This is a genomic window from Pectobacterium versatile (assembly GCF_020166435.1).
In the GTDB taxonomy this organism is placed as follows: domain Bacteria; phylum Pseudomonadota; class Gammaproteobacteria; order Enterobacterales; family Enterobacteriaceae; genus Pectobacterium; species Pectobacterium versatile.
Genome location: NZ_JAINZP010000005.1, coordinates 178,606 through 197,790 on the forward strand (window position 1 = coordinate 178,606; position 19,185 = coordinate 197,790).

The following is a 19,185-nucleotide window of genomic DNA, read 5'->3' on the forward strand; positions in this document are numbered from 1 at the left end:
GTCACGAAAGCATGGGAACGAATACGGAGAGTATACGGCAGAAACGCTGCGAACAAAAAAGGCCGCATGAGCGACGTTAATGTTTAAAATGTCACCATTAGGTTACTGCTGATCTTTTGCGTAAATGCAACATGAACTGATGATAATAATCTAACCAGATGAGAAAAATATTAATTTTATGTATGAGCGCTTTTCCCTATCCCTTAACCTTCGATACGAACTCTCACGACTAAGATTGAACATAATTAGGCTATTGATCTAAATAAAATTTAGTTAATCATCAATAGCCTTTTTATAGCTTCAAAGACCTGATTATATATTCATGGAGTATCAAAAAGGAACTTTCTTAAAAAAAACATCTTCAGAAGTCAGATAACAACCAGGATTAAACGGTTTAATAGATGTTTCTTCTCTTGAAAGAGTATTCATCAACCCCGCTATAAACATACAGAACTCTGAGTAAGCAGGTAATGAACCATCAGATTCGTAGCCATACCAACCATTTTGATAAAACCAATAACCTTTACCTAAAACACATAAAGCCATACAAGCCGGGGTACTAGAATTATCATATTTAATATATCGTTTTATCTCACTTCCTGTTATATCGCTATTGAACGCAAATAGTACAGTTGTAGGTCTATCACCAAAAACCATTTCTCCATTATTTTTTTTGCTTGGAAAAGAATTTAATGCTGCTACGGATTTAAATTTTTCGATAGAATCTTTAATTTCAGTAGCAGTGAGTTTTGATTTAATTTCAAAAGCATACTTTACACATTCAATAGGATACAAACCCAACTCACTATTTATTAAAATTGGGGGGGCTACTTTTTTATGATAAAGTAAAATATCAATTTGACTCGATGTTTTTTGGAATGAATCAATTATCTTCCCATTACCTGCTTTGTAGCTTTGCGTAAGGAATGGCATCAAACATTTTTGCAATGCAATCTCTTTAATTGATCCAGCAATACCATTATTTTCTATATCAGCAGAAAGAATATCTGCTGATTCTTTAGCTGACTGTATTTTTTGCCGAATATACGCTGAATACTTTGTGTTTAAAACATTCATATTATCCATTGTTTACCTTTTTCCTTAAAGACCATCAAACTCTTTTAGCCTTTTTTTATACTCTTTGCCTAAGTCAAACGCAAAATCTTCATGCTCTGCCTGCCACGTACCAAACGACATCAGGAACGCGACGGCGGGGTCTATCTTGTTGGCGGATTTCTTTTTGTTCGGCTTAATGTTTGCGTTGGCGTCGGTCTCCATCACCACATTGCTCATCGCCCAGGCCAGCACCGGATCGCCGTTGTGCCGGATAACACGACGGTTAACGAATACCTCTGCTGATTTCGCTACCGGACTGAATTTAAGGTAGGTTTGCGGGAACGGCTCGACGTCCAGCCCTGCGCCCTGTAGCTGGGTGCGTAAGTGGGTGGCGTTCCAGGTATCAAAACCCACCAGCGTGATCCCGAATCGCTCCGCATCCCGTAGAATGTCATCACGGATACGGTCATAGTCGATGCAATCCCCCGGCGTGGTGCGTATCCAGCCCGCCTTGGCCCACTGGCGATAGACAGCCCGGTTTTTATTGGCGACGTTATGCAACTGCGCTTCTGGCAGGTAATGGCGGGTTAAAAGAAGGAGTTCCCGGCCAACGGGGAAGGTGTAGCACACGCTGGCGATATCCCCGGTAGATGACAGGTCAAGCCCGGCGTAACACTCCTGACCGTCCAGATCGTCTTCGGTGTAATCGGATTTGCAGTGCTCCCAGGCACCCGCGCCCATCCAAGGCGTTGCCCCCTGACACCAGACGTTAAACCGCTTGGTGAGCATTTCCACCCACTGCGATGGAATGCCCCGCGCTTTCTGGATGGTATCGGTCAGCGCTGCCGCATCCACGGACACGTTAAGATTGGGATTGGCTTTTATCCATAGTGCCGGATCGTCTATCTCGTTTTCGTCGTCCAACTCGTAAATCAGCGCAAACAGCGAATCATTCACCTCGTCACCGTCCAGAATCTGGCAACAATAATCATAATGTTGCTTACAGGCCGACACGACATTGCTCCCTGATGTGGTGATAGCAAACAACAAGGCTTCCGGTCTGGCACCCATCCCCAGCTCAAGTGCCGAATACACCGCATTATCAGGGTGCAGGTGGTACTCATCGACCACGGCAAGGCTGGGGTTTGTCCCTTCAATGGTGGACGCCTTCGCCGCCAGCGGCTTTAACAGGCTGTTGGATTTGGGGTAAATCATCTTGTGCTGCTGCACGGTAAGGCGCTTTTTCAGCGGTTTGGACAGAAGGCACATCTGACGGGCATCATCAAACACGATACGCGCCTGATCGCGGCTGACAGCGGCGGTGTAGATATCCTGCTGGCCGTGCTCCATCACCAGAAACCAGTTAGCCAGCATTGCCGCTACCGTTGATTTAGCGTTCTTACGCGGCACCTGAATATAAGCGCTGCGATACTTGCGCCGCCCGGTGGACGCAACACGAAACCCCAGAATGTTGGCAAAAGCGAACTGTTGCCACGGCTCCAGCACAATAGGCTGACCGCGCAACGGTCCTTTGACATGAGGACAGAGGCGAGAAAAAGCGATAAAACGCGCTACAGCGTCCACATCGAACGTATACAGCGGGTTATTCAGGTCGGAAAAGTACCGTTCTACGGCCTGTTTTACCCGCTTACACGCCGGAATTTCACCGTTTTTTACCGCTTCAGCGTAATCATTATAGGCGGTCAAGCTCGTCTTCCTCTTCCGTTTCCACCGGATTACGGCGACGTGATACCGGGTCAAAGCCCAACAAAGAGGACATCTTGATCATGACCTTTTCCGCATCAGCCTTCGCGCTCAACGCTGGGTTACGGCTTTCTCCGCCCTGACTGTTAACAATGCTGAACCCGCGCCGGGCAAGGTCTTCCACGGCTTTGCGGTACATTGAGTAGTTAACGCAATAAAGTTCCAGATGATTCCAGTCGGCGGGAGTCAGATCGCCACGCTCTGCCAGTTGCTTGGCTTTCGCTTTCCATTGTTGCCCGGCGATCTCGTCAAGGTACGCAGGCGCTTTCGGGGGTCTTGCCATAAATAATTATTTTCCCTTCGGTTTTATTTTCAAAAAAATTGCTGTGCGTAAAAATTTGAGGGGGCGGCTGGTGCCAGCGGGTGAGGGTTTTGTCCTGAAAACGCCCCCCACCCCGTCAACGGTTGCGAAACGCCTCCCGAATCTCCCGATCACGTTCGGTGGTGCGTCGTGGCGTATGCTGGCCTGTTGCCTTGTCTTTGCACTCCCTGAACTGGTCACGGCTGCGCTTCAGCCCTGCCATCATCTGGTTGATTTCCTGCTCAGTCATGGCCGTACATCCATTCATTACGTTTAGTCGCTGCTTCCTCTTGCTCACGGAATGCACCCGCTTTACGTTGCCTCTTCGTTTCCGGGTCGGTGATATTGGTCTTGCGGGAATGGCAAGAGTGGCATAACGGCTGGTGATTGCTGGCAGGCCAGAACAACACATCACTACCGCCTTCAATCGGGATGATGTGATCAACAACGGTTGCTGGTGTATACCGTCCCACCTTCAGGCAATGCGCACACAGTGGGTTAGCTTTCAGGAACACCAGACGGTACTTATCCCACGCTGAGGTATAGCCACGCTCACGGCGGCTACCGCGCTTAGCGTTCTGCTGTCGTGAGGCGTCCCGCTTGTGTTGGTCACATTTGCCAGACTTCACACGCTGGTTACAGCCTGGCTCGGTGCAACGGCGTAAAGGTTGATAGGGCATTAGTACACCCCCGGATCACGATAGACTGACCACAATGCAGAAACAGCCAGCGGGACTTCTTTAACCTCTACATCGCTAACGGTGGCGCGGTATTCATAAAGCTGGGAGACATACATCAGGCACCCCACCTTAATGGCGGCGGTGAAGTCCAGCCCATCATCAAAGCGTTTACCGATATGCTTCTGACACACTTCTAGCGCCGCAGCGATATAGCCCTGAATCAGCACATCTTCGTCATCAGCATCAATACGGCAATGGAGCTTTGCTTCTGCCAGCGTAATCATTTCAGTCACGTTTCACGCCTCCCTTACACAGCAACTCAAGACGGGTAAAGGCTTCATCAGGAATAGCTGACACAATGTTGTAGGCCATCGCCTCACGGCCTTTCTGCCGCCAGATTAGACGGCTGGCGCTGGTGACATCAGCCCGGTAGCGCATCCAGACTCGGAAACTCACTTCTGCCATTTCCGCACCGGCTGACACTAATTCACGTCCGTTCATGCCTGTTACCTGCGCCCACACCGTAGCCGTATCGCGCCATTCTTGAATAACCTGACCGCCTGCATCCCGATAGGTCGTAAAGTGTTGAATCGTCACCCGGTGACGTAATCCGCCTGCTCTCACGGTTTCGCCTCCTGTTTCACCTTCACTTCCTGTTTCCATGCCTGGCTGAACTCATCGCCCCCTTCGCGGGGTGGCATCCCTTCCCGCTCCCGCGCTTCATTTGGACACATCACCCCGGACTTGATCGCCGTCTCGTAGCTGGTGAAGCGCTCTTGCGGATTCGCACGTAGCAGATCGGCAGAATCGAATTCCACCTGATAGCGAATGCCGGGAACGCGGGGCGTGATTAACAGCGCGGCCTTGATTTGCTGCTCAAAGTTGGTCAGCCAGGGGCGCATGGTCATCGTGAGAAAGGCGCGGCTTGCTTCGCTGAAATTGCTGTAGGTACTGTTGGAGTATTCCTGTAAAAAGATGGGCGACACGTTGAACATGCGGGCAATGTCTTCAATCGTGAAGCGACGTGAAGCCAACCATTCAGCATCCTGATTGCTCATGCCTAACTGCTCATACTCCATGTCACCTTCAAGAATCGGGGTTTTCCCGGCATTACGCGCCCCTTTATAGCGCTCCAGCGCGTCCATTGCCTTTTTACCGTTCGCGCTGTCCAGCCAGCCTTTAGCCTTGATAATGCCGGACGCCATCATGCCATCTTTCATAATGCTGGCACCGTGGCGCTGTTGGGCGATACCCAGTCCCAGCGTTTCCCGGCAAATGGTGACGGGAGAACGGCCTAGAAAACCGTCATCGGTGGCATAGCGCAGGTGTAACACTTCTTCCTGAAGGTAAGTTCGCACTTCCCCGCTGAATGGCTCGGTGATGGTGTAGGTAAAACGATGTGGTTTGATGCGCTCCGCGACTACCGCATGAGGGGGATAAGGATGCAGGGATTTAGGCTGACCATCACGCCCCCACTCAATCACGGCGTAGGCATTACCATTCAGCAGGCAATGGCGCATCATGGTGCGTTTGAACTGGTAGGCTGTCTGGCAATCGTTAGGCGATTCATTCAGCAGATAATCAACCGGATGGGTATGCAACCACTCCCGCGCCTCCCGGCCATTATCATTCGCTACCCGATACAGATAGCACGGCATAGAAGCCACCGCCTCACTGATTACCGCTACGGCATTCATGACCGCAGGCAGGGACTCCGCTGTACCGGGGGAAACATATTCGCCTGATCCGGTGTTGGGAATCCCTGCCATCGCTAGGAACTCATCGATAGTCATGCTGCGCTGTTCTGTTTTACGGCGATTAAAAGGCCACATATCACAACCCCGCTAGTTCAGCCCAGCGGCGACGGTTATCATCGGTGCGGCGTAATTCAGGGTGTTGGGCAAACAGGGAACGCTGTGCAATCTCTACACCGCTTTCGGGGTAGGCGGGCATACTGGTGACGGTGATTTCCCGCAGTTCGGCGGCGGTCACAGTTCGCACGTAAGGCGCTGGTGTGATATCCCAGGACTCTTTAAGCGCCCGGAAGCCAAAGCTCATGCCGGAAATATCACCACGCTCCACCAGCGTTAACACATCGCGGCCTAACTGCGTATCCGGTGGGGTAAGCTCAAAACGTAACCCGATATTGTCTTCCGTCAGTACCAGCGTACCGGACTTGCGACGGCCAAGCAGTTGGGTGTAATCATGCTCAAACAGCGCCCGTACATCGTTACCAGAAGCCAGACTTTCCGCGAATGCCCCCGGCGCGAACTGCTCCACAAACTCATCCCAGATAACCTCTGACAAACTGTTCCAGCGCACGGCGTAACCCACCAGCTTTTTCTCGCTGGCGGTCACTTCTGAGGTACGGACTTCAAACTCAATCTTTTTCATGTCGGGACTCCATCAGACAGGAAAGGGGCGGTAGCCCCTTCAATCAGGCGTCAGCCAGTTCCAGAATCTTGATCGCGTTGGAGTCCACCACGCCGCCGCCCAGATATTTATCGGTATGCACCTTATAGAATCCGGGTTCAGTGATGTTATCGGGACGGGTACGCACGCCCGTAGTGTGATCGACAACGAAATAGCCGCGTTTGAAGTCACCTACAGCAAGGAAGCCTTTTCCAGCCTCAGCATCTGGCAGGGTTTCAAGATATTGCACCGGACGACCTAGCAGGGTATCAGGAGAGCCAGCCACCAGCCGATCACGCCAGATGTAATCACCATTGCCGTTTTTCAGTTTCTGCAATGTGGCGGCGGTATTGGAGTTCATCACCCAGGTGGCATTTTTGCGGTATTTGGAATGCAGCTTGTACAGCAGGTCGATAAGGTCATCAGAGGCCACGCCTTCCACAACCATTTTTTCCAGCGTACCGAATGGACGCGTTTTATCGCTGGTAGCGGCGCGGGGGTAGGACAAGAAGCCTGTCGATTTTTTGGTGCCATCACCGTTAACAAAATCGTCTTCTTCGGTGGCCGTGAAAGTATCGGCGATTTCAGAAGTCAGCCAGCCGAGAATATCTACCTCGGAGAAGTCGAGAATCTCCTGGGTGGTTTTCGGATAGGCATACACCGGATTCACCTTGATGGAGACTTCTTCCAGCTTCGGCGTGCTGGTCTGAGTACGGGCTTCTCCTTCCGTACCACGGTTAACCGTAGCGCCACCCACCGATACCAGCTTTTTGTATTCGTTGGTCTTGGTGGTTCTCACCGTAGCGATGGAGCGCATCACGCTATCGTCCTGCAACTGGCGCATAACATCTTTATCCAGTTCAGGGATCACGGTATAGCCACCGTCAGCGCCCACCGCCGTCGACAACGTGCGGGTTTCGCCTGTCAGAATGTAATGGCGTAGCTCGTCGTTGGTGACTTTGCTACGGGTCGATTTATCTTCAGGATTGTTTTTCGCGTCTTCACGCTCTGCCACCGCCAAATCTTCAAAGCGCTGGATTTCGGTATTCAGGCTTTCCACCTGCGCCTTGATCGCATCAAACTGTTTGGCTTCTTCTTCGGTGAGGCTGCGCTTCTCTTCCTCTGATTTGGTCAGCAGGGAGCGCATTTGCGTAGTGAGATCGGTTTTCTTCTGGCGGAGTTCAAGCAATTTTTTCATGTCGTGGTTTCCGTAACGTTTGTAGTTAAGACGTGAAACCAGCGCGGGGAAAGGTTGAGGCCATTCAATCTTTTTCTGCATCTCACAGGCTATTTCGCGCAGCCTGATTAAATGGCTAAGTGGCGGCTCACGTCTGAGTGCCACTCTTCAAGATATACATGAAAAATAATAAGTAAATATAACTATTCTCTCGCAAACAGTAATGAAAACAAGCGAACAAATAATTTACAATAGATTAAGAATTAAATGACCTGAATCAATCCATTGTTACTGACATATAACGATATTGAATTTGCACATTGGTATTTTTCAACCCAAAAAGGAAATATTTATGCAGCAGTATGAAAATCTTGGTCGTGATTCAGGTGTAGTAGCATATGAGATTACTTCCGATTCAATCACCGTGCAATTTAGGGACGGGTCTCTTTATTTGTATAATTACAATAGACCAGGCGCTGAAGCGGTAGAGCATATGAAGTCATTGGCTGTTGCTGGACGCGGACTCAACAGTTATATAAGTCGAATTGTTAGAAAAAATTTCGCACAGAAGATTCGTTAATTAAATTAAGCAAGGCGGACTTGTTTCCGCCTTTTTAATTATTTTTCACTCATCCATTCAGGCGGCTTTGACATCTTGCTTCGGTATTCCTGCAAATGCTCAATCATCGCGTCGAACTGTTCAAGGTTGGTGGCGAATATCTCCCCTGAAAAGGTACTACGCACAAACTCGTGATGATCAATCCAGAAGAACGCGCCATCTTGCAACAATTGCCGATAGTGGCTGGTATGCATCGTACTCATATCAGTAATACCGTAATTATCATGATGCTCTTGGATATCTTGTAACGTAACAGGCATATCGCCCTCCTATAAAATTAAAAAATATACGTCTAACTGTTCACCTGTTCACCTTTGCCTATTTCGCTTTTATTTTCATAGCGTTACAGGGTGAAGGCTTTCTTTTCAAGTGTTCACTACTGTTCACCCTAACCCTTCACCCTTTGGAAGAGTTTTCACAAAAAGGTGAACAGGTGAACAGTTGGTGAATAGTTTATAAAAAAGTGTTCACCCATTAACTTACTGTTATTCATTGATTTTTTAACAGGGTGAATAGTGGTGAACACTTCGCCTATAAGTTTTATTTTTTCCCCTCTTCATTTTGGCCGTTTTGGGGAGCATCACATTGTGGCATCCAGTCTTCCGAATCTTCGTTGAGCGTAACGTTTGAACGTAACCCCAGCTTGGTTTTTCGCTTCTGGTACTCCTTGCCATACTCCGCCATCGCCCCCGGCATATCCGTGCCGAACCGGGTTAACGATACGGGCTTGTTAAGCCCATTGGCACGCATATAGGTAAGGTAAGCGTGATACAGGTAGCGGCGCGGGCTGTGCGGCACGATTTCAGCGTTACCAATAAACATGCCATCACATAGCACCGACGCCATCAGGTAGCCGCAGAAGTCCACCAGCGAATCCCCTTCACGCTTGATAGCCAGTGCCTCTTCGGACTTCTGCTGTTCATGCAACAAACGTTTTGCCTCGTCCCCGTCATTGCTGGGAAAGCGGCTTAACAGGTGACGCATGATGACGGCCAGTTCACCTTCTATCTTTTCCGGTAACATCGGGTCACGTTCGTTTTCCGGCACCACTTCGGAGAAGTTAAAAATCACCCGTCGCCGGGATATGCCGCCGCTTCGGTCACTGAACGTCATGGCGTTATTGTTCACGGCCAACACCACCGCAGGAATGCGCGTTGAGTAAGGCGCTTTGTGTTTGGGGTCGATAGATACCTTATCCCCGCCCGTTATAGCCTTAATCCCTGCGCCGTCGCCTGCGTAGCGGGTCATATCCGGCATGATGATGAGTGAATAGCCAACCACCAGCGCACGATCTCGCGGGTCTTCTAGCGCTTTCATGCTGGCCGATACGGTATTAGCCTTACCCGCCAGCATGGTGCAAACCTCTGCAAAGACGCTTTTACCGCTGCCACCTGGCCCCGTAACTTCAAGGAACAATTGCCAGTCATAACGGTTAGCCAGCACCATAAACAACGCTGACAGAACACGATCCGCTTTTCGCTTATTGTTACCAACGGAACGACTCAACCATTTCCAGAAGCTGGGCGCATGGGTCGCCAGCGTTTCCCCTTCTGCCGGGGCGCTGAATGGCAATTCACTGGCTATCAGTAACCAATCCTCCTGGCTATGGTCACGGAATTGCCCGGTACGGGTATCAAATACTCCATTACTGAACCCGATAAGATTACGGGCAGTCGCCCCCATGACAGGCAAACTCAGTTTCATGGTTTCCACAGCGGATTTAATGGCATTCTGCGAGTAGGCAATCTCCGCATCGATAAAGATTTGTGCCATTTCACGCTGTAAATCCTTATCGGCCACTGGCTCCCATATCACGCCGTTATAGTGATGAACGGTGTCAGAATCGCCGTGTACAGCCAAAGCGCCTCCATAATGCGCCCGTAACACTTCACCGCGCTGGCTGGCTCCCATGCGGGAAAGGTCAGTTACTCCTATATCCTGCGCCTTCTTCTTTGGCGGGGATGAGGGAAACACACGGTTAATCCGCTCATCATCAAGAAGCTGGGCTTTCACATCCTCCTGACCAATGATTCCGGCCACCAGCGCCATACGCTTTTCACGCTGCTTTTTGGGGTCAGTCGCAACCAGTCCCTGATCGCACAACCATTCGTAAGTAGTTTGGGTGGCATCCGCCAGCTTATGGAGTTCTAGGGCTAATTTCCCATAACCTTTGGTACTGTCACTATGTCGTTGTATTGCCCGTGCTACGTCTTTCGGTTTTAGCACATGACCATTAACCCACAGATACAGGCAGGAAAATAAGGCGTCTGACATGGCTTCCTGACGCTTCACTTTTGTGGACATGCCTGACCTCCATTTATGCAGGTAAACTCGGCAAGAAAGCGGTTATCGGGATAAACACACTCCGCTGAATAACCATCACGCACAAACGTTACGCGGTTAAAAGCATTCGCCCTGACAGTGACGCATTGGCCGTTCTTTTCCTGATAGCGATCATTTGGGTGAGGTTGGCGCATTGCGTACCTCCGTCGCTTTATCAAGATGATTAATCGCACCAGCTACCAGCGATAAAACAGCGGCAACAAGATTAGCCTCTTCTTCGTCCTGCGCCTCATTTGATAAGGAATCAAGCCACATAGAGAGAACCGCCCTGGCCTGTTTGTTCATTACATTGGCATGTTCAGCGCACGTAACGACTTCAAGGTGTTGTCTGTTCATGGCTGAATCCCCGCATCTACTCCCTCAAAGCACGTAATGGTGTAAATACCATCAACCCACAAATAAACTTCACGGCGTTGCTGTTCGTCGGTGATTTGGGGAATGACCTCAGTCAGTAGGTGCCGTAATCCCATCTGAGCGCGTAACAGGCGATTACGCGATATGTTTTCCGGCGTAGCAGGTACTGGCGCACAAGTTGAGCCAATCAGAGCGTTAACGCGTCGCTGATCGTCGTAGTAAGCATCCAGATTGATTTCTTTAGGCATGACGCACCTCCCCGCTATTTTTATCAGAGAGGTTAATCAGGTACTCGGTCACTGAATCGGCATACTCAGTGGTCATTTCCAGCAGTAATTCCACTTCATGTCCTTGTAACTCAACCCATGTGTAATTGAGAGCGCGAGCTATAACGCTGGCCTTCTGTGCATTCTTGAGCACTTCGTTAAGTTCTACCTGATTAGCCACGGCATACCTCCGCCAGTTCAGCTTCTGCCCTTTCCAGCATTTCGGTGACAGCTTCAAGCGCGTTTTCTACAACATTGCTATTAGTATCCAACGACGAGATCAGGATAATAATCGCCTTAGCGTGGACAATCTGAGTGATCGCCTCTTCGGTATGATTAAGGTGATTTTTAGACATGATCGACCTCCGTTTCCGATGCTTGGAAAGCTTGATGCAGGCTGTTAAGGCGTTCCGCCAATACGAAAGTTAAAATCTCTTTAGCTTCGGGGTTATCCAGTTCAACAATGGCGTAGGCCAGCGCACGGCACTGATCGATAATCTCTTCCAGTTCTAACGGCGTGTTATCAAACATGACGCACCTCCTGAACAGGCAGGCGACCAGCAAAAACCATGACGCAACCAGCAGGGGATTTTTCCCGCGCTTCACGTTCGGTAGTGGCGATGATGTGAACGATACCTTGAGACGACATGCCCAGAGCCAGAAAGCGATACTGAAATTCGGGGCGAGTTTGGGTAGACTGGATATCAGCCATAGTGTTAGCTCCAATAACATTGTGGTTAGACGCCCGGTTAGTGCTGGTAACACTGCCGGGCGTTGCTGTTTTGCATATGACAGACTTGTGTTATACATTGTCTGACACAAACAAGCTAACCCTAGAGTACAACACGTGTCAAACACAAATTTACCACGAGGCAACAAACAGATCGCTTTTCGTGTCGAGCCTGAGTTAGAGCAATCTATGCGTACAGCAATGGAAAGTGATGGTGATGAATCCATATCAGCTTGGATAAAACGCATCATCAGAAAAGAACTGAAACAGCGCGGTTTGGAACCCAAAAGCTGAGTTAAATCAGAGGACGCAAAATTGCGCTGGCTAAGTAAACCTAAGCACTGTTTATATTCAGGCAAGCCGGAATAATGTTTGTGTTCGCAATATGCTGGAATTAGGCGTAAATAATTGACCTGATCGATCAGCGTGTTATTCTGGACATGCTTTAGTTCTATGCAGTTACATGAGCGGCCTGGCGTGGCCGCTTTTGTTTTATTCAGCATTTGGATTACCCTTCCCGAAATTGAGCGGCAACTGGCTTAGGGTTTTCACCAGATATTCCGCTTTCTCCAGTAGAACCAAATCATCCTGTCGTCTTCTAAGGCGGCGACCTGCATCACTCGAGTCTTCATCCGAAAACTGACGTGCGGAAGTAACGATGTGTTGGAGTTCGTTGATGGTATGGGCTAAATAACCATCCCTTTGGCGATCCAGTTCTTCCATGTAGTCATATACCGCCGCTTGAAGCTCATAGCTGTAGCTCATTGCCATCAGGCAGGCTTCGCGCTTAGGGAACTGGTAGCAAGGAAGATCGCGCCCCGTACTGTCTTTGTACTGAGCCAAAAATTTGGCCGAGTGCTCTTCACCTAAAACTTTTGGTGCTTTTGCAAGAATGTGCTTATGTTGCAGCACTCGGTATTTTTTACAGGGGAAACTCAATCCCTCCGCTTTGGCCTTTGATTTACGTTCGTCGTTTATATAAGCAACCATTTGTAGGCTGCTCATCGTTGGCACTGAATTAACTATCAGGCTGGTTTCGGGGTGATCGAATCCCTGCCCGGTAAGGGCATTTAATTTTTTCATCGTTGATTACCTGTCGTTAACTAAGCTGATTTTCGGCTATATGGTGTATTAACGTTCTCGACGACTGGGGGATTGCGAACCCACCAGAGCACATCACTAAGAAGCCAGGCGCAACTATTACGGCCAAAGTGACAACGGGGCGGGAATTTTCCTTCATTCTCCAACTTCCATCGAGTAGATCGGGATAAGCTGGTAATTTCTTGGCATTCACGCTCACGAATACGTTTATCGTAGGAGTGGCCAGATTCGACAAGGATAGAACGCCGTTGCTCTGGTGTTGGAGGGGTATATTGATCGGTCATGCTGCTCTCACTGTTTTGTTGTTTTTCCGTGAAAGCTATTCTTTGCGTTTTGCACCCTTACTGGTAGGGATGTTAGGCTAACTAAGGGGGAAGTTAGCCTAACTCAGGCTTACTTTGAAACAGAGACAGCTTTCCCTAGTAAATCAGCTATTGTATCCATAGCTAGGGGTGGTTCTCCGGTTTCCCAAAATTTATGAGCATGATCAGAAATAGCTTCCGCCCACTTTGTGTTATTAATGCACAACTCTGGATGATTAACTTTCATATATATAGCTGCTTTAAGGACAGACTCTCTTTTCTTAGAATGGTATTCTGTAATATGTGGTCTTTCTTTATTTTGAGTATGGACAGTGATTTCTTCCTCACAAAAAAGTGATAAATTCTCTTTGGTTACGAATAAATATTCGCTTTTTATTTTTGCTTTATCACTTTCAAAATGAGCATAAAAACTTACATTTATATCTAACCCTGTAGGATAGATGGCACCTATGGTTTTTGTGGTGGAAAAACCGAAACACTCAAACATTTCCGCCCCTCCCATATTCAAATCCCATAGACCACCAATGGTTGCTGATAATGCACCTTCATACTCCGAACTAACCGAAACGTCATACATAGACGCAAGGTTTGTAATTTTCACCTCATCAACTGTTTTTTTATCATCTATCTCCTCAAGGTGTACATCACTTAATACGTTTAATGTCATATCACCATGAACGGATATTCTTGCACCAACAAAAACAGGCATCATTAAACTAATGGTCAAATATCCTCTAGACGCAAAATGGAATAGGTCTCGTATTTCACAACCAAGTTTCTTTGCCACTACATCTAAAGGGTAATAATCTCTCTCAGGTAAATTGCTTTTAGGATTCATTTTTCACCAGTCTTTAAAATAACAACATTCTCATGCCCACCAGCCAATACATCCAGCCGCTCTACCCACTTGTTCAATGCATCCAGTTTTTCCGGTAGGTATAGGCTACGGTTGTATACCGCCATGACGCCGCCCAGCGAGTGACCAAGAAGCAGTTCAACTATATGGGGCGGTATGCCCAAATCATTCATGTCCGTTGAGAACGTGCGGCGCAGATCGTGAAGTGTCCACGGCTCAGAATGCTTTAATCGTTGGCAAATCCTGCCACCAGTGGAACTCACCGCCGTATTCTCTTTTAACTCACCGAGCAAATAGCCCGTTTTTTTATTCTGCTCTATCAATCGCTCAATAAGCGGATATACCCTATCAGGTATTGGCCTTATTATTTTTTCACCCGTCTTGCTATGCTTTTCAGGAACAGTCCATAAACGCGATTTTAAATCCCACTCATCAATATTCGATAATCGAACCTCTACGGTACGGGAACCAAAAACCACCAGCAGATAAATAAGGTTCTCATAATAGGGTGAGAAAAAATCACTGTTTAACGCCTGTAATAATTCCGTTAGCTCCGTGTTTGAAAGAACCCGCTTACGTTTATTTATCTTAACGCCGATATCCTGCATCGTTAAACCATCGAGAGCGTGACACACAGCAAAGCGACGCACGCGACAAAATTTAAATGCTTGTTGTGACATTTGCAGCAGCATCCCAGCGACGCTAGGCGCTTTCTTTTTCGCTCTGGTAAAGCAGGTTAGCCAATGGTGTGTTTCGCAGTCTGATAGCGCCATATCACCAATAAACGGAAACACATGGTTATTAAATCGTTCCCGATACCTGGCATCATTAACTAAGTTGCCATCAACGTATTCAGCCAGCCAGTAATCTATCGCGTCCTTCACTGTAATCGGTTTAAGCGTCGTTTCCCGATCCAGTTTCATCATTCTTTGTGGGTCTCGCCCTTCTGCCAGCCATCGGCGGCACTGGTCACGCATTTCACGGGCTTTTGCCAACGTCAGATCGGGATATTTGCCCAGCGTGGCAAGGGTGGCTTCTGTTTCACGTCCCCCCAACCTGTATTTGTACAGCCAGGTGATAGAACCTGTTTTTGTGATACGCACCATCAACCCGGCACCGTCAGACAGCTTTGTTAACTTCTCGCGGGGAACGCCGAGCATTGCCCGTAGCTTCTTATCTGTCAGACGATTGATCGAGGTGGCCATAAAAAACCTGTTTTGTTACCCCACGGATTACCCCACAGTTTGCCGCATAACCGCGCAAACGTCAAAAAACACTGGAACAATATACAGGTGAATTTTTAATTAATTTATTGATAAACAATGATTTTATTAAAACAGAGGTAAGCATGAAAACAGGATGTGAAAACTGTGGCGGTAACTTAGCATGCTTGCTTTCCGGTGAAGTTTTCATAAATAACGTCGATTAACCGACAGTATAACCGTCTGCGGCGGAAAATATCCCCTCAATACGGAAACAACGCTTCACCCTGCGAACCGCCCCGCAAACCAGCTATTTTTATCGTCTTAAATCAGTAAATTGTGAAACATGGCCGTTTTTCATTCGATTGAAAGCTACCGATATTCAGGCACATAAAGTACGATCGCACGCTAACCATGATGGAATTGGACGTTATTCTGATGGAACCTGAATATCAGCGCTGGCTGATGGCGCTTTCCGCCCCGATGGTCGCACTCAATATCAAGTACGACGCCCGCTTCTGCGATCCGACCTTTTATGAGCCCGGTGAAACCATCAGCCTGAGCAACAGTTGGGGTATTACGTCCCGCGAAGGGCTGATCTCAATGATTAACGATATGACAGACGGCGGCCACGCCGAGCGTCTGGCGTATTACTATCATCTTTGGCACCACCTGACGGCATCCGAATGGCAGCAGCACTGCGCCAATCAATCTGAAGAAGCACAAGGTGCACTCGCGCTGGTCAGCGAAACGGCCGCGCTATGCGGTGAAGGCGGGATCCGCGCCTGGGATCTGGGTCGCATGAGTTTCCTGAGCCGCATCGGATTACTCAACGGCTGGATTAGCGAAAAAGAGAACCTGTGGATTCACACCCGGCTGGCCGACAGAGCGCGTTACTATTACCGCAGTTGGGAAAATTATTACGCTGCGTTCCTGATCGGCCGCACCTACTGGCTCGGCTCGGATGAGGAAGATACAGAATGCCAGCGCTACATTTTCAGCAACTGTAGCCAGATTCCTGACTACATTGACCAGATCGGCACGCTCTATACCCACCCGGACTGCCCGATTCATGACCTCGACTGGGATGTTGATCCGATAGAAATGGATAAGCCCGAGTCCTTACCAGAAGCGGAAATATAATGGATACACTGTGCTGGCAGCGGCTAGGCATTGAGCCGACTCAGGATCTGGATGTTATCCGTCAAGCTTATCGTCAAAAAGTGCCGCAGTTTCACCCAGAAACCGACCCCGAGGGCTTTAAACAGCTGCGCGAGGCGTATGATACCGCCTGCAAGCTGGCGAAAAATCCCGTACCGTCGAGTGATGAAGAACAGAGCACTACCGAACCACACGACGCCTCATCGGCAACCGAGAATGACTCTGCCGAGCAGGCCGATCCCCAGACAGAAACGCTGGTTAACGCATTTGAGCTGCTGTTAAACAATCCAGAAGAGCGCTTCGTTCCACTGTATTGGGAACGCTACGTTCAGTTGCTGAATCAGCAGGCTTTTGAGGTGATCGACCGTATTCGCTGGCCGCTGCTTCAGCGACTGATGCGCGAGTCTTGCATCTCAATCCTCTGTGTCCGCGTGCTGGCCGAACGCCTGCGCTGGCAGCAGCGGCAAGGGGAGTTGTCCGGCGACGGGGTGGAAGATGTCCGCCACTTCCTCGACTCGCTCGGCTATGAGGATCTGTTTGATTTTTCCCTGCTATCGCACCTAAACCTGCCCGCACAGTTGGAAACCATCTTCTACTTCCAGCAGGCGAATGGGACGTACTGGAATCGACCCGCATTGATGTTGGGCACGTTGCTGCGCACCCCGACCGCGATTTATTGGCCCGATAGCCCGGCGCTGATGCAAAAGCTCGCGCGCTGGCACAGCCACGCTGGTGTGCCCAACGCCATGTTGCGTGATTACTGCCTGCAACAGTTGGACGTGGCCCCGAACGACGCGGAATGGCTTGAACTCAGCGCCAGCCTCTGTTCGCTTACCGGAGAGAACGAGCAGGCCTTCACGCTGTGGCTGACGCTTTATCAACAAACCCACCACGCACAGGCGGAACAATGGCTGATTAATTGGTGCAAACAGCATCAGCCGGATGCGCTTCCCTTACTGATTCAGTCGTTCAACGATACGCCAGCGCCAGATCTGACAGGGTTAGCGCTGGACGATCCACGCCAGCGTTTCTTCATTTCTCAGCACAACACCCAGATGCTAATACGCTGGGGAGAAGCGCTGAAACTGCCGCTGTCGCCTATGCCAGCAAGCTATGCCCGTTGGAAGCTGGGCAAACAAAATTTGCAGGACATCTACCGACACCTGCTGCTACACAGCGGGGATGCGATTCAGGATCGCCTGTATTGGCACGCCAGCATGTTAACCGTGGGTAATGAACGTCTGTTGCAGGACATTCTGGCGCAGCCGTTGCCCGACGAACCGCTGTATGCGTTGATCTTACAGGGATTACAGTTTCAGGCGGCACAGCGTCTATCCTGGCTGGACACCTCCGGCGCGATTCACGCCTGCACGGAATGGCTGTATTCGCCGTCAGAAGATGCGCTGCCCAACGTGTTCACTAACCAGAAATCGTCCGCCTGGCTACAGGCACAAACCTGGCTGCGACAATGGCGTCCGCTGTCGCTGAATCAGCTTAACAAGCTGTATAGCAGCGGCATACATACGGAGGAAATCGACCCGATCAATGATTGTTTGGTCGAGCTGTCCGCACGCTACCGGTGCGATGTGTCTCTGGTGCCGCAAGGGGCGGAGAAACCGCAGGATCTCAGCGCTAAAGCGGAACTGAGACAGGCTATGCTGATCGCATTAATGATGACCGATCCAGCGTCTTGTTTGGGTTTACCACGTCAGTCGGTGCTGCCCGAACTGGCCTTAACCCACCCTGCGCATTCACTCTCTCGGCTCTTTCGCAAAGCGGAATGCCACAATGGTGATGCGATTACGCCGTTGAAAAAACAGCTCGATCTAACCGACCCATTACACTATCACTGCTGGATGAACTTCCCCGTTTCTATTGAGGAATATCTCGGCAGCGGGGAGACTTACAGCGAGTCTGCGGCGAGCCATTTTTATCTTACCGATGAGCACTGGCAGGCGGAGCTGGCGAAATCACCCATCATCTACCAGATCTTTTTCCACGCGTTTTATGCCCTTGTGGGAGAGGAAGGACAGGCCGAGCAACACCTTGAGCAGTTAGCCGCTATTCCTGTGGAAACGGAGCAGGAAGAGGCGATCCGTACCGCCTTTACCGAAGGGTCGGATGAACTGGAGAAACAGCTAAAACAGCTCTCTGACGACAAACGGGTCACGCTCATCGGCAAGCTGATTCAGAGCAGTGCGAAGGATGACACGTCCTTATTCGATAATAGCGATCAGGAATTTCTAACCGAGCATCTGTCCTATCCGCACGAAGATGTTACGCTGAGAGTGGTGTCGAAAGTGCTGCTGCAATGTGCCGATCGGCGCGAACGCCAGTTCCAGGCATCACAGGCTAAAAAGAGCTACTGGTGGCAACTTTGGCGCACGAACGCTCGCATCGGCCGTCTCGGTTTTCTGATGCAGGCCGGGTTGGGAAGCTATTTTCTCTATCACGCGAGTGACTGGATCGGGTCGCCACCGGCGTCTATTGAAGGGCTACTGATGGTGCTCATCGTGCTCAATCTGCTGAGTGCGACGCGTCGACGCTATAACGATATCGGCTCCAATATGCCGTGGGTGATGAGTTTCTTCACCCTACTCATACCGCTATTTCTGCTGCTCCCCTTGCTGACGCCGAGCCTTAACCGCTGGAACCAATTCGGGCCGCCGCCAGTTGGCAAGAAAACCGAAACGGACACCATGCCTACCTGACGCAGCGAATCGGGCGGCACCGCAAGTACACGCATGCATATACCCAATAGATTTCGAGTTGCAGGCAGGCGGCAACCGCAGGAATCCCCAGGAGCTTACTCAAGTAAGTGACTGGGGTGAGTAAGGGAA

The 19,185-nt window shown here is 49.6% G+C and carries 27 protein-coding genes; 4 read left to right on the forward strand and 23 right to left on the reverse strand.

Annotation, left to right across the window (positions count from 1 at the left end):
• Positions 1-330: 330 nt before the first annotated feature.
• The 10 genes from K7X24_RS08725 to K7X24_RS08770 all read right to left on the reverse strand — a co-directional run bounded on the left by K7X24_RS08725 (position 331) and on the right by K7X24_RS08770 (position 7,411).
• Entirely contained in the window at positions 331-1,086 is a 756-nt protein-coding gene (locus tag K7X24_RS08725; protein ID WP_224554325.1) for a DUF6602 domain-containing protein, read from the reverse strand.
• A gap of 15 nt (positions 1,087-1,101) precedes the next feature.
• Positions 1,102-2,763 carry a terminase large subunit gene (locus tag K7X24_RS08730; RefSeq protein ID WP_224554328.1) on the reverse strand — a complete coding sequence of 554 codons (1,662 nt, stop codon included), beginning with the start codon at positions 2,761-2,763 and terminating at the stop codon, positions 1,102-1,104.
• The gene (locus K7X24_RS08735) at positions 2,750-3,103 is read right to left on the reverse strand and encodes a phage terminase small subunit P27 family (protein ID WP_103808536.1); all 354 of its coding nucleotides are present in this window, start codon (positions 3,101-3,103) and stop codon (positions 2,750-2,752) included. Before K7X24_RS08735 ends, K7X24_RS08730 begins: the two co-directional genes overlap by 14 nt.
• Before the next feature lie 115 nt (positions 3,104-3,218).
• Positions 3,219-3,371, reverse strand: a complete 153-nt coding sequence (locus K7X24_RS08740) for a hypothetical protein (protein ID WP_224554330.1) — start codon at positions 3,369-3,371, stop codon at positions 3,219-3,221.
• Positions 3,364-3,801 carry an HNH endonuclease gene (locus K7X24_RS08745; protein ID WP_224554332.1) on the reverse strand — a complete coding sequence of 146 codons (438 nt, stop codon included), beginning with the start codon at positions 3,799-3,801 and terminating at the stop codon, positions 3,364-3,366. The genes K7X24_RS08740 and K7X24_RS08745 overlap by 8 nt, the downstream gene beginning before the upstream one ends.
• Entirely contained in the window at positions 3,801-4,094 is a 294-nt protein-coding gene (locus K7X24_RS08750; protein ID WP_103183448.1) for a head-tail connector protein, read from the reverse strand. Before K7X24_RS08750 ends, K7X24_RS08745 begins: the two co-directional genes overlap by 1 nt.
• Positions 4,087-4,425, reverse strand: coding sequence for a phage head closure protein (locus K7X24_RS08755; RefSeq protein ID WP_224554435.1), 339 nt, complete (start codon positions 4,423-4,425; stop codon positions 4,087-4,089). Before K7X24_RS08755 ends, K7X24_RS08750 begins: the two co-directional genes overlap by 8 nt.
• Positions 4,422-5,633 (reverse strand): phage portal protein, encoded by a 1,212-nt coding sequence (locus K7X24_RS08760; protein WP_224554334.1) that lies wholly within the window; start codon positions 5,631-5,633, stop codon positions 4,422-4,424. Before K7X24_RS08760 ends, K7X24_RS08755 begins: the two co-directional genes overlap by 4 nt.
• A 1-nt stretch (position 5,634) precedes the next feature.
• The gene (locus tag K7X24_RS08765) at positions 5,635-6,195 is read right to left on the reverse strand and encodes an HK97 family phage prohead protease (RefSeq protein ID WP_103198712.1); all 561 of its coding nucleotides are present in this window, start codon (positions 6,193-6,195) and stop codon (positions 5,635-5,637) included.
• A gap of 43 nt (positions 6,196-6,238) precedes the next feature.
• Positions 6,239-7,411: a phage major capsid protein gene (locus K7X24_RS08770; RefSeq protein ID WP_224554336.1), complete on the reverse strand. Its 1,173-nt coding sequence runs from the start codon at positions 7,409-7,411 to the stop codon at positions 6,239-6,241.
• A 331-nt stretch (positions 7,412-7,742) separates the two neighbouring features.
• On the opposite strand from K7X24_RS08770, the gene K7X24_RS08775 reads away from it, so the two are divergent.
• Positions 7,743-7,970 (forward strand): hypothetical protein, encoded by a 228-nt coding sequence (locus K7X24_RS08775; protein WP_103183444.1) that lies wholly within the window; start codon positions 7,743-7,745, stop codon positions 7,968-7,970.
• A 38-nt stretch (positions 7,971-8,008) separates the two neighbouring features.
• Here K7X24_RS08775 and K7X24_RS08780 read toward each other — a convergent pair whose 3' ends face one another.
• The 9 genes from K7X24_RS08780 to K7X24_RS08820 form a co-directional block, all read right to left on the reverse strand.
• Entirely contained in the window at positions 8,009-8,269 is a 261-nt protein-coding gene (locus K7X24_RS08780) for a hypothetical protein (protein ID WP_103183443.1), read from the reverse strand.
• 280 nt (positions 8,270-8,549) lie between these two features.
• Complete coding sequence (locus K7X24_RS08785) at positions 8,550-10,313, reverse strand: primase-like DNA-binding domain-containing protein (protein ID WP_224554338.1); 1,764 nt, start codon at positions 10,311-10,313, stop codon at positions 8,550-8,552.
• Positions 10,298-10,486, reverse strand: coding sequence for a DUF4222 domain-containing protein (locus K7X24_RS08790; protein WP_224554340.1), 189 nt, complete (start codon positions 10,484-10,486; stop codon positions 10,298-10,300). The genes K7X24_RS08785 and K7X24_RS08790 overlap by 16 nt, the downstream gene beginning before the upstream one ends.
• Positions 10,464-10,688, reverse strand: a complete 225-nt coding sequence (locus K7X24_RS08795) for a hypothetical protein (protein ID WP_224554342.1) — start codon at positions 10,686-10,688, stop codon at positions 10,464-10,466. Before K7X24_RS08795 ends, K7X24_RS08790 begins: the two co-directional genes overlap by 23 nt.
• Positions 10,685-10,954: a transcriptional regulator gene (locus K7X24_RS08800; protein ID WP_103183439.1), complete on the reverse strand. Its 270-nt coding sequence runs from the start codon at positions 10,952-10,954 to the stop codon at positions 10,685-10,687. Before K7X24_RS08800 ends, K7X24_RS08795 begins: the two co-directional genes overlap by 4 nt.
• Entirely contained in the window at positions 10,947-11,153 is a 207-nt protein-coding gene (locus tag K7X24_RS08805; RefSeq protein WP_224554344.1) for a hypothetical protein, read from the reverse strand. Before K7X24_RS08805 ends, K7X24_RS08800 begins: the two co-directional genes overlap by 8 nt.
• A complete protein-coding gene (locus tag K7X24_RS08810) occupies positions 11,146-11,328 on the reverse strand; it encodes a hypothetical protein (protein ID WP_224554346.1) in 183 nt (60 codons plus the stop codon). The genes K7X24_RS08805 and K7X24_RS08810 overlap by 8 nt, the downstream gene beginning before the upstream one ends.
• Positions 11,321-11,503 carry a hypothetical protein gene (locus K7X24_RS08815; RefSeq protein WP_224554348.1) on the reverse strand — a complete coding sequence of 61 codons (183 nt, stop codon included), beginning with the start codon at positions 11,501-11,503 and terminating at the stop codon, positions 11,321-11,323. Before K7X24_RS08815 ends, K7X24_RS08810 begins: the two co-directional genes overlap by 8 nt.
• The gene (locus tag K7X24_RS08820) at positions 11,496-11,684 is read right to left on the reverse strand and encodes a host cell division inhibitor Icd-like protein (protein ID WP_224554350.1); all 189 of its coding nucleotides are present in this window, start codon (positions 11,682-11,684) and stop codon (positions 11,496-11,498) included. The genes K7X24_RS08815 and K7X24_RS08820 overlap by 8 nt, the downstream gene beginning before the upstream one ends.
• Positions 11,685-11,819: 135 nt before the next feature.
• Here K7X24_RS08820 and K7X24_RS08825 point away from each other — a divergent pair, with 135 nt between their 5' ends.
• Entirely contained in the window at positions 11,820-11,996 is a 177-nt protein-coding gene (locus tag K7X24_RS08825; protein WP_224554352.1) for a hypothetical protein, read from the forward strand.
• A gap of 198 nt (positions 11,997-12,194) precedes the next feature.
• Here the strand turns inward: K7X24_RS08825 and K7X24_RS08830 are convergent, their stop codons facing one another.
• From K7X24_RS08830 to K7X24_RS08845, 4 genes are all read right to left on the reverse strand, one after another.
• Positions 12,195-12,785 carry a Rha family transcriptional regulator gene (locus K7X24_RS08830; RefSeq protein ID WP_224554355.1) on the reverse strand — a complete coding sequence of 197 codons (591 nt, stop codon included), beginning with the start codon at positions 12,783-12,785 and terminating at the stop codon, positions 12,195-12,197.
• Positions 12,786-12,805: 20 nt separating this feature from the next.
• On the reverse strand, positions 12,806-13,087 hold the full coding sequence (locus tag K7X24_RS08835; protein ID WP_224554356.1) for a helix-turn-helix transcriptional regulator: 282 nt from the start codon (positions 13,085-13,087) through the stop codon (positions 12,806-12,808).
• 109 nt (positions 13,088-13,196) lie between these two features.
• Positions 13,197-13,964, reverse strand: a complete 768-nt coding sequence (locus K7X24_RS08840) for a hypothetical protein (protein WP_224554360.1) — start codon at positions 13,962-13,964, stop codon at positions 13,197-13,199.
• Positions 13,961-15,187, reverse strand: coding sequence for a tyrosine-type recombinase/integrase (locus K7X24_RS08845; protein ID WP_224554363.1), 1,227 nt, complete (start codon positions 15,185-15,187; stop codon positions 13,961-13,963). The genes K7X24_RS08840 and K7X24_RS08845 overlap by 4 nt, the downstream gene beginning before the upstream one ends.
• Positions 15,188-15,622: 435 nt before the next feature.
• Here K7X24_RS08845 and K7X24_RS08850 point away from each other — a divergent pair, with 435 nt between their 5' ends.
• Entirely contained in the window at positions 15,623-16,327 is a 705-nt protein-coding gene (locus K7X24_RS08850; protein ID WP_224554364.1) for a DUF1266 domain-containing protein, read from the forward strand.
• Positions 16,327-19,056, forward strand: coding sequence for a J domain-containing protein (locus K7X24_RS08855; protein WP_224554366.1), 2,730 nt, complete (start codon positions 16,327-16,329; stop codon positions 19,054-19,056). The genes K7X24_RS08850 and K7X24_RS08855 overlap by 1 nt, the downstream gene beginning before the upstream one ends.
• Positions 19,057-19,185 lie beyond the last annotated feature (129 nt).

Coding starts and splice junctions, on each gene's coding strand:
- K7X24_RS08725 (WP_224554325.1), bottom strand. CDS start 1,086: ATGGATAATATGAATGTTTTAAACACAAAGTATTCAGCGTATATTCGG.
- K7X24_RS08800 (WP_103183439.1), bottom strand. CDS start 10,954: ATGCCTAAAGAAATCAATCTGGATGCTTACTACGACGATCAGCGACGC.
- K7X24_RS08735 (WP_103808536.1), bottom strand. CDS start 3,103: ATGGCAAGACCCCCGAAAGCGCCTGCGTACCTTGACGAGATCGCCGGG.
- K7X24_RS08785 (WP_224554338.1), bottom strand. CDS start 10,313: ATGTCCACAAAAGTGAAGCGTCAGGAAGCCATGTCAGACGCCTTATTT.
- K7X24_RS08790 (WP_224554340.1), bottom strand. CDS start 10,486: ATGCGCCAACCTCACCCAAATGATCGCTATCAGGAAAAGAACGGCCAA.
- K7X24_RS08740 (WP_224554330.1), bottom strand. CDS start 3,371: ATGACTGAGCAGGAAATCAACCAGATGATGGCAGGGCTGAAGCGCAGC.
- K7X24_RS08765 (WP_103198712.1), bottom strand. CDS start 6,195: ATGAAAAAGATTGAGTTTGAAGTCCGTACCTCAGAAGTGACCGCCAGC.
- K7X24_RS08835 (WP_224554356.1), bottom strand. CDS start 13,087: ATGACCGATCAATATACCCCTCCAACACCAGAGCAACGGCGTTCTATC.
- K7X24_RS08745 (WP_224554332.1), bottom strand. CDS start 3,801: ATGCCCTATCAACCTTTACGCCGTTGCACCGAGCCAGGCTGTAACCAG.
- K7X24_RS08815 (WP_224554348.1), bottom strand. CDS start 11,503: ATGTTTGATAACACGCCGTTAGAACTGGAAGAGATTATCGATCAGTGC.
- K7X24_RS08840 (WP_224554360.1), bottom strand. CDS start 13,964: ATGAATCCTAAAAGCAATTTACCTGAGAGAGATTATTACCCTTTAGAT.
- K7X24_RS08855 (WP_224554366.1), top strand. CDS start 16,327: ATGGATACACTGTGCTGGCAGCGGCTAGGCATTGAGCCGACTCAGGAT.
- K7X24_RS08850 (WP_224554364.1), top strand. CDS start 15,623: ATGGAACCTGAATATCAGCGCTGGCTGATGGCGCTTTCCGCCCCGATG.
- K7X24_RS08810 (WP_224554346.1), bottom strand. CDS start 11,328: ATGTCTAAAAATCACCTTAATCATACCGAAGAGGCGATCACTCAGATT.
- K7X24_RS08760 (WP_224554334.1), bottom strand. CDS start 5,633: ATGTGGCCTTTTAATCGCCGTAAAACAGAACAGCGCAGCATGACTATC.
- K7X24_RS08845 (WP_224554363.1), bottom strand. CDS start 15,187: ATGGCCACCTCGATCAATCGTCTGACAGATAAGAAGCTACGGGCAATG.
- K7X24_RS08820 (WP_224554350.1), bottom strand. CDS start 11,684: ATGGCTGATATCCAGTCTACCCAAACTCGCCCCGAATTTCAGTATCGC.
- K7X24_RS08830 (WP_224554355.1), bottom strand. CDS start 12,785: ATGAAAAAATTAAATGCCCTTACCGGGCAGGGATTCGATCACCCCGAA.
- K7X24_RS08775 (WP_103183444.1), top strand. CDS start 7,743: ATGCAGCAGTATGAAAATCTTGGTCGTGATTCAGGTGTAGTAGCATAT.
- K7X24_RS08780 (WP_103183443.1), bottom strand. CDS start 8,269: ATGCCTGTTACGTTACAAGATATCCAAGAGCATCATGATAATTACGGT.
- K7X24_RS08795 (WP_224554342.1), bottom strand. CDS start 10,688: ATGAACAGACAACACCTTGAAGTCGTTACGTGCGCTGAACATGCCAAT.
- K7X24_RS08770 (WP_224554336.1), bottom strand. CDS start 7,411: ATGAAAAAATTGCTTGAACTCCGCCAGAAGAAAACCGATCTCACTACG.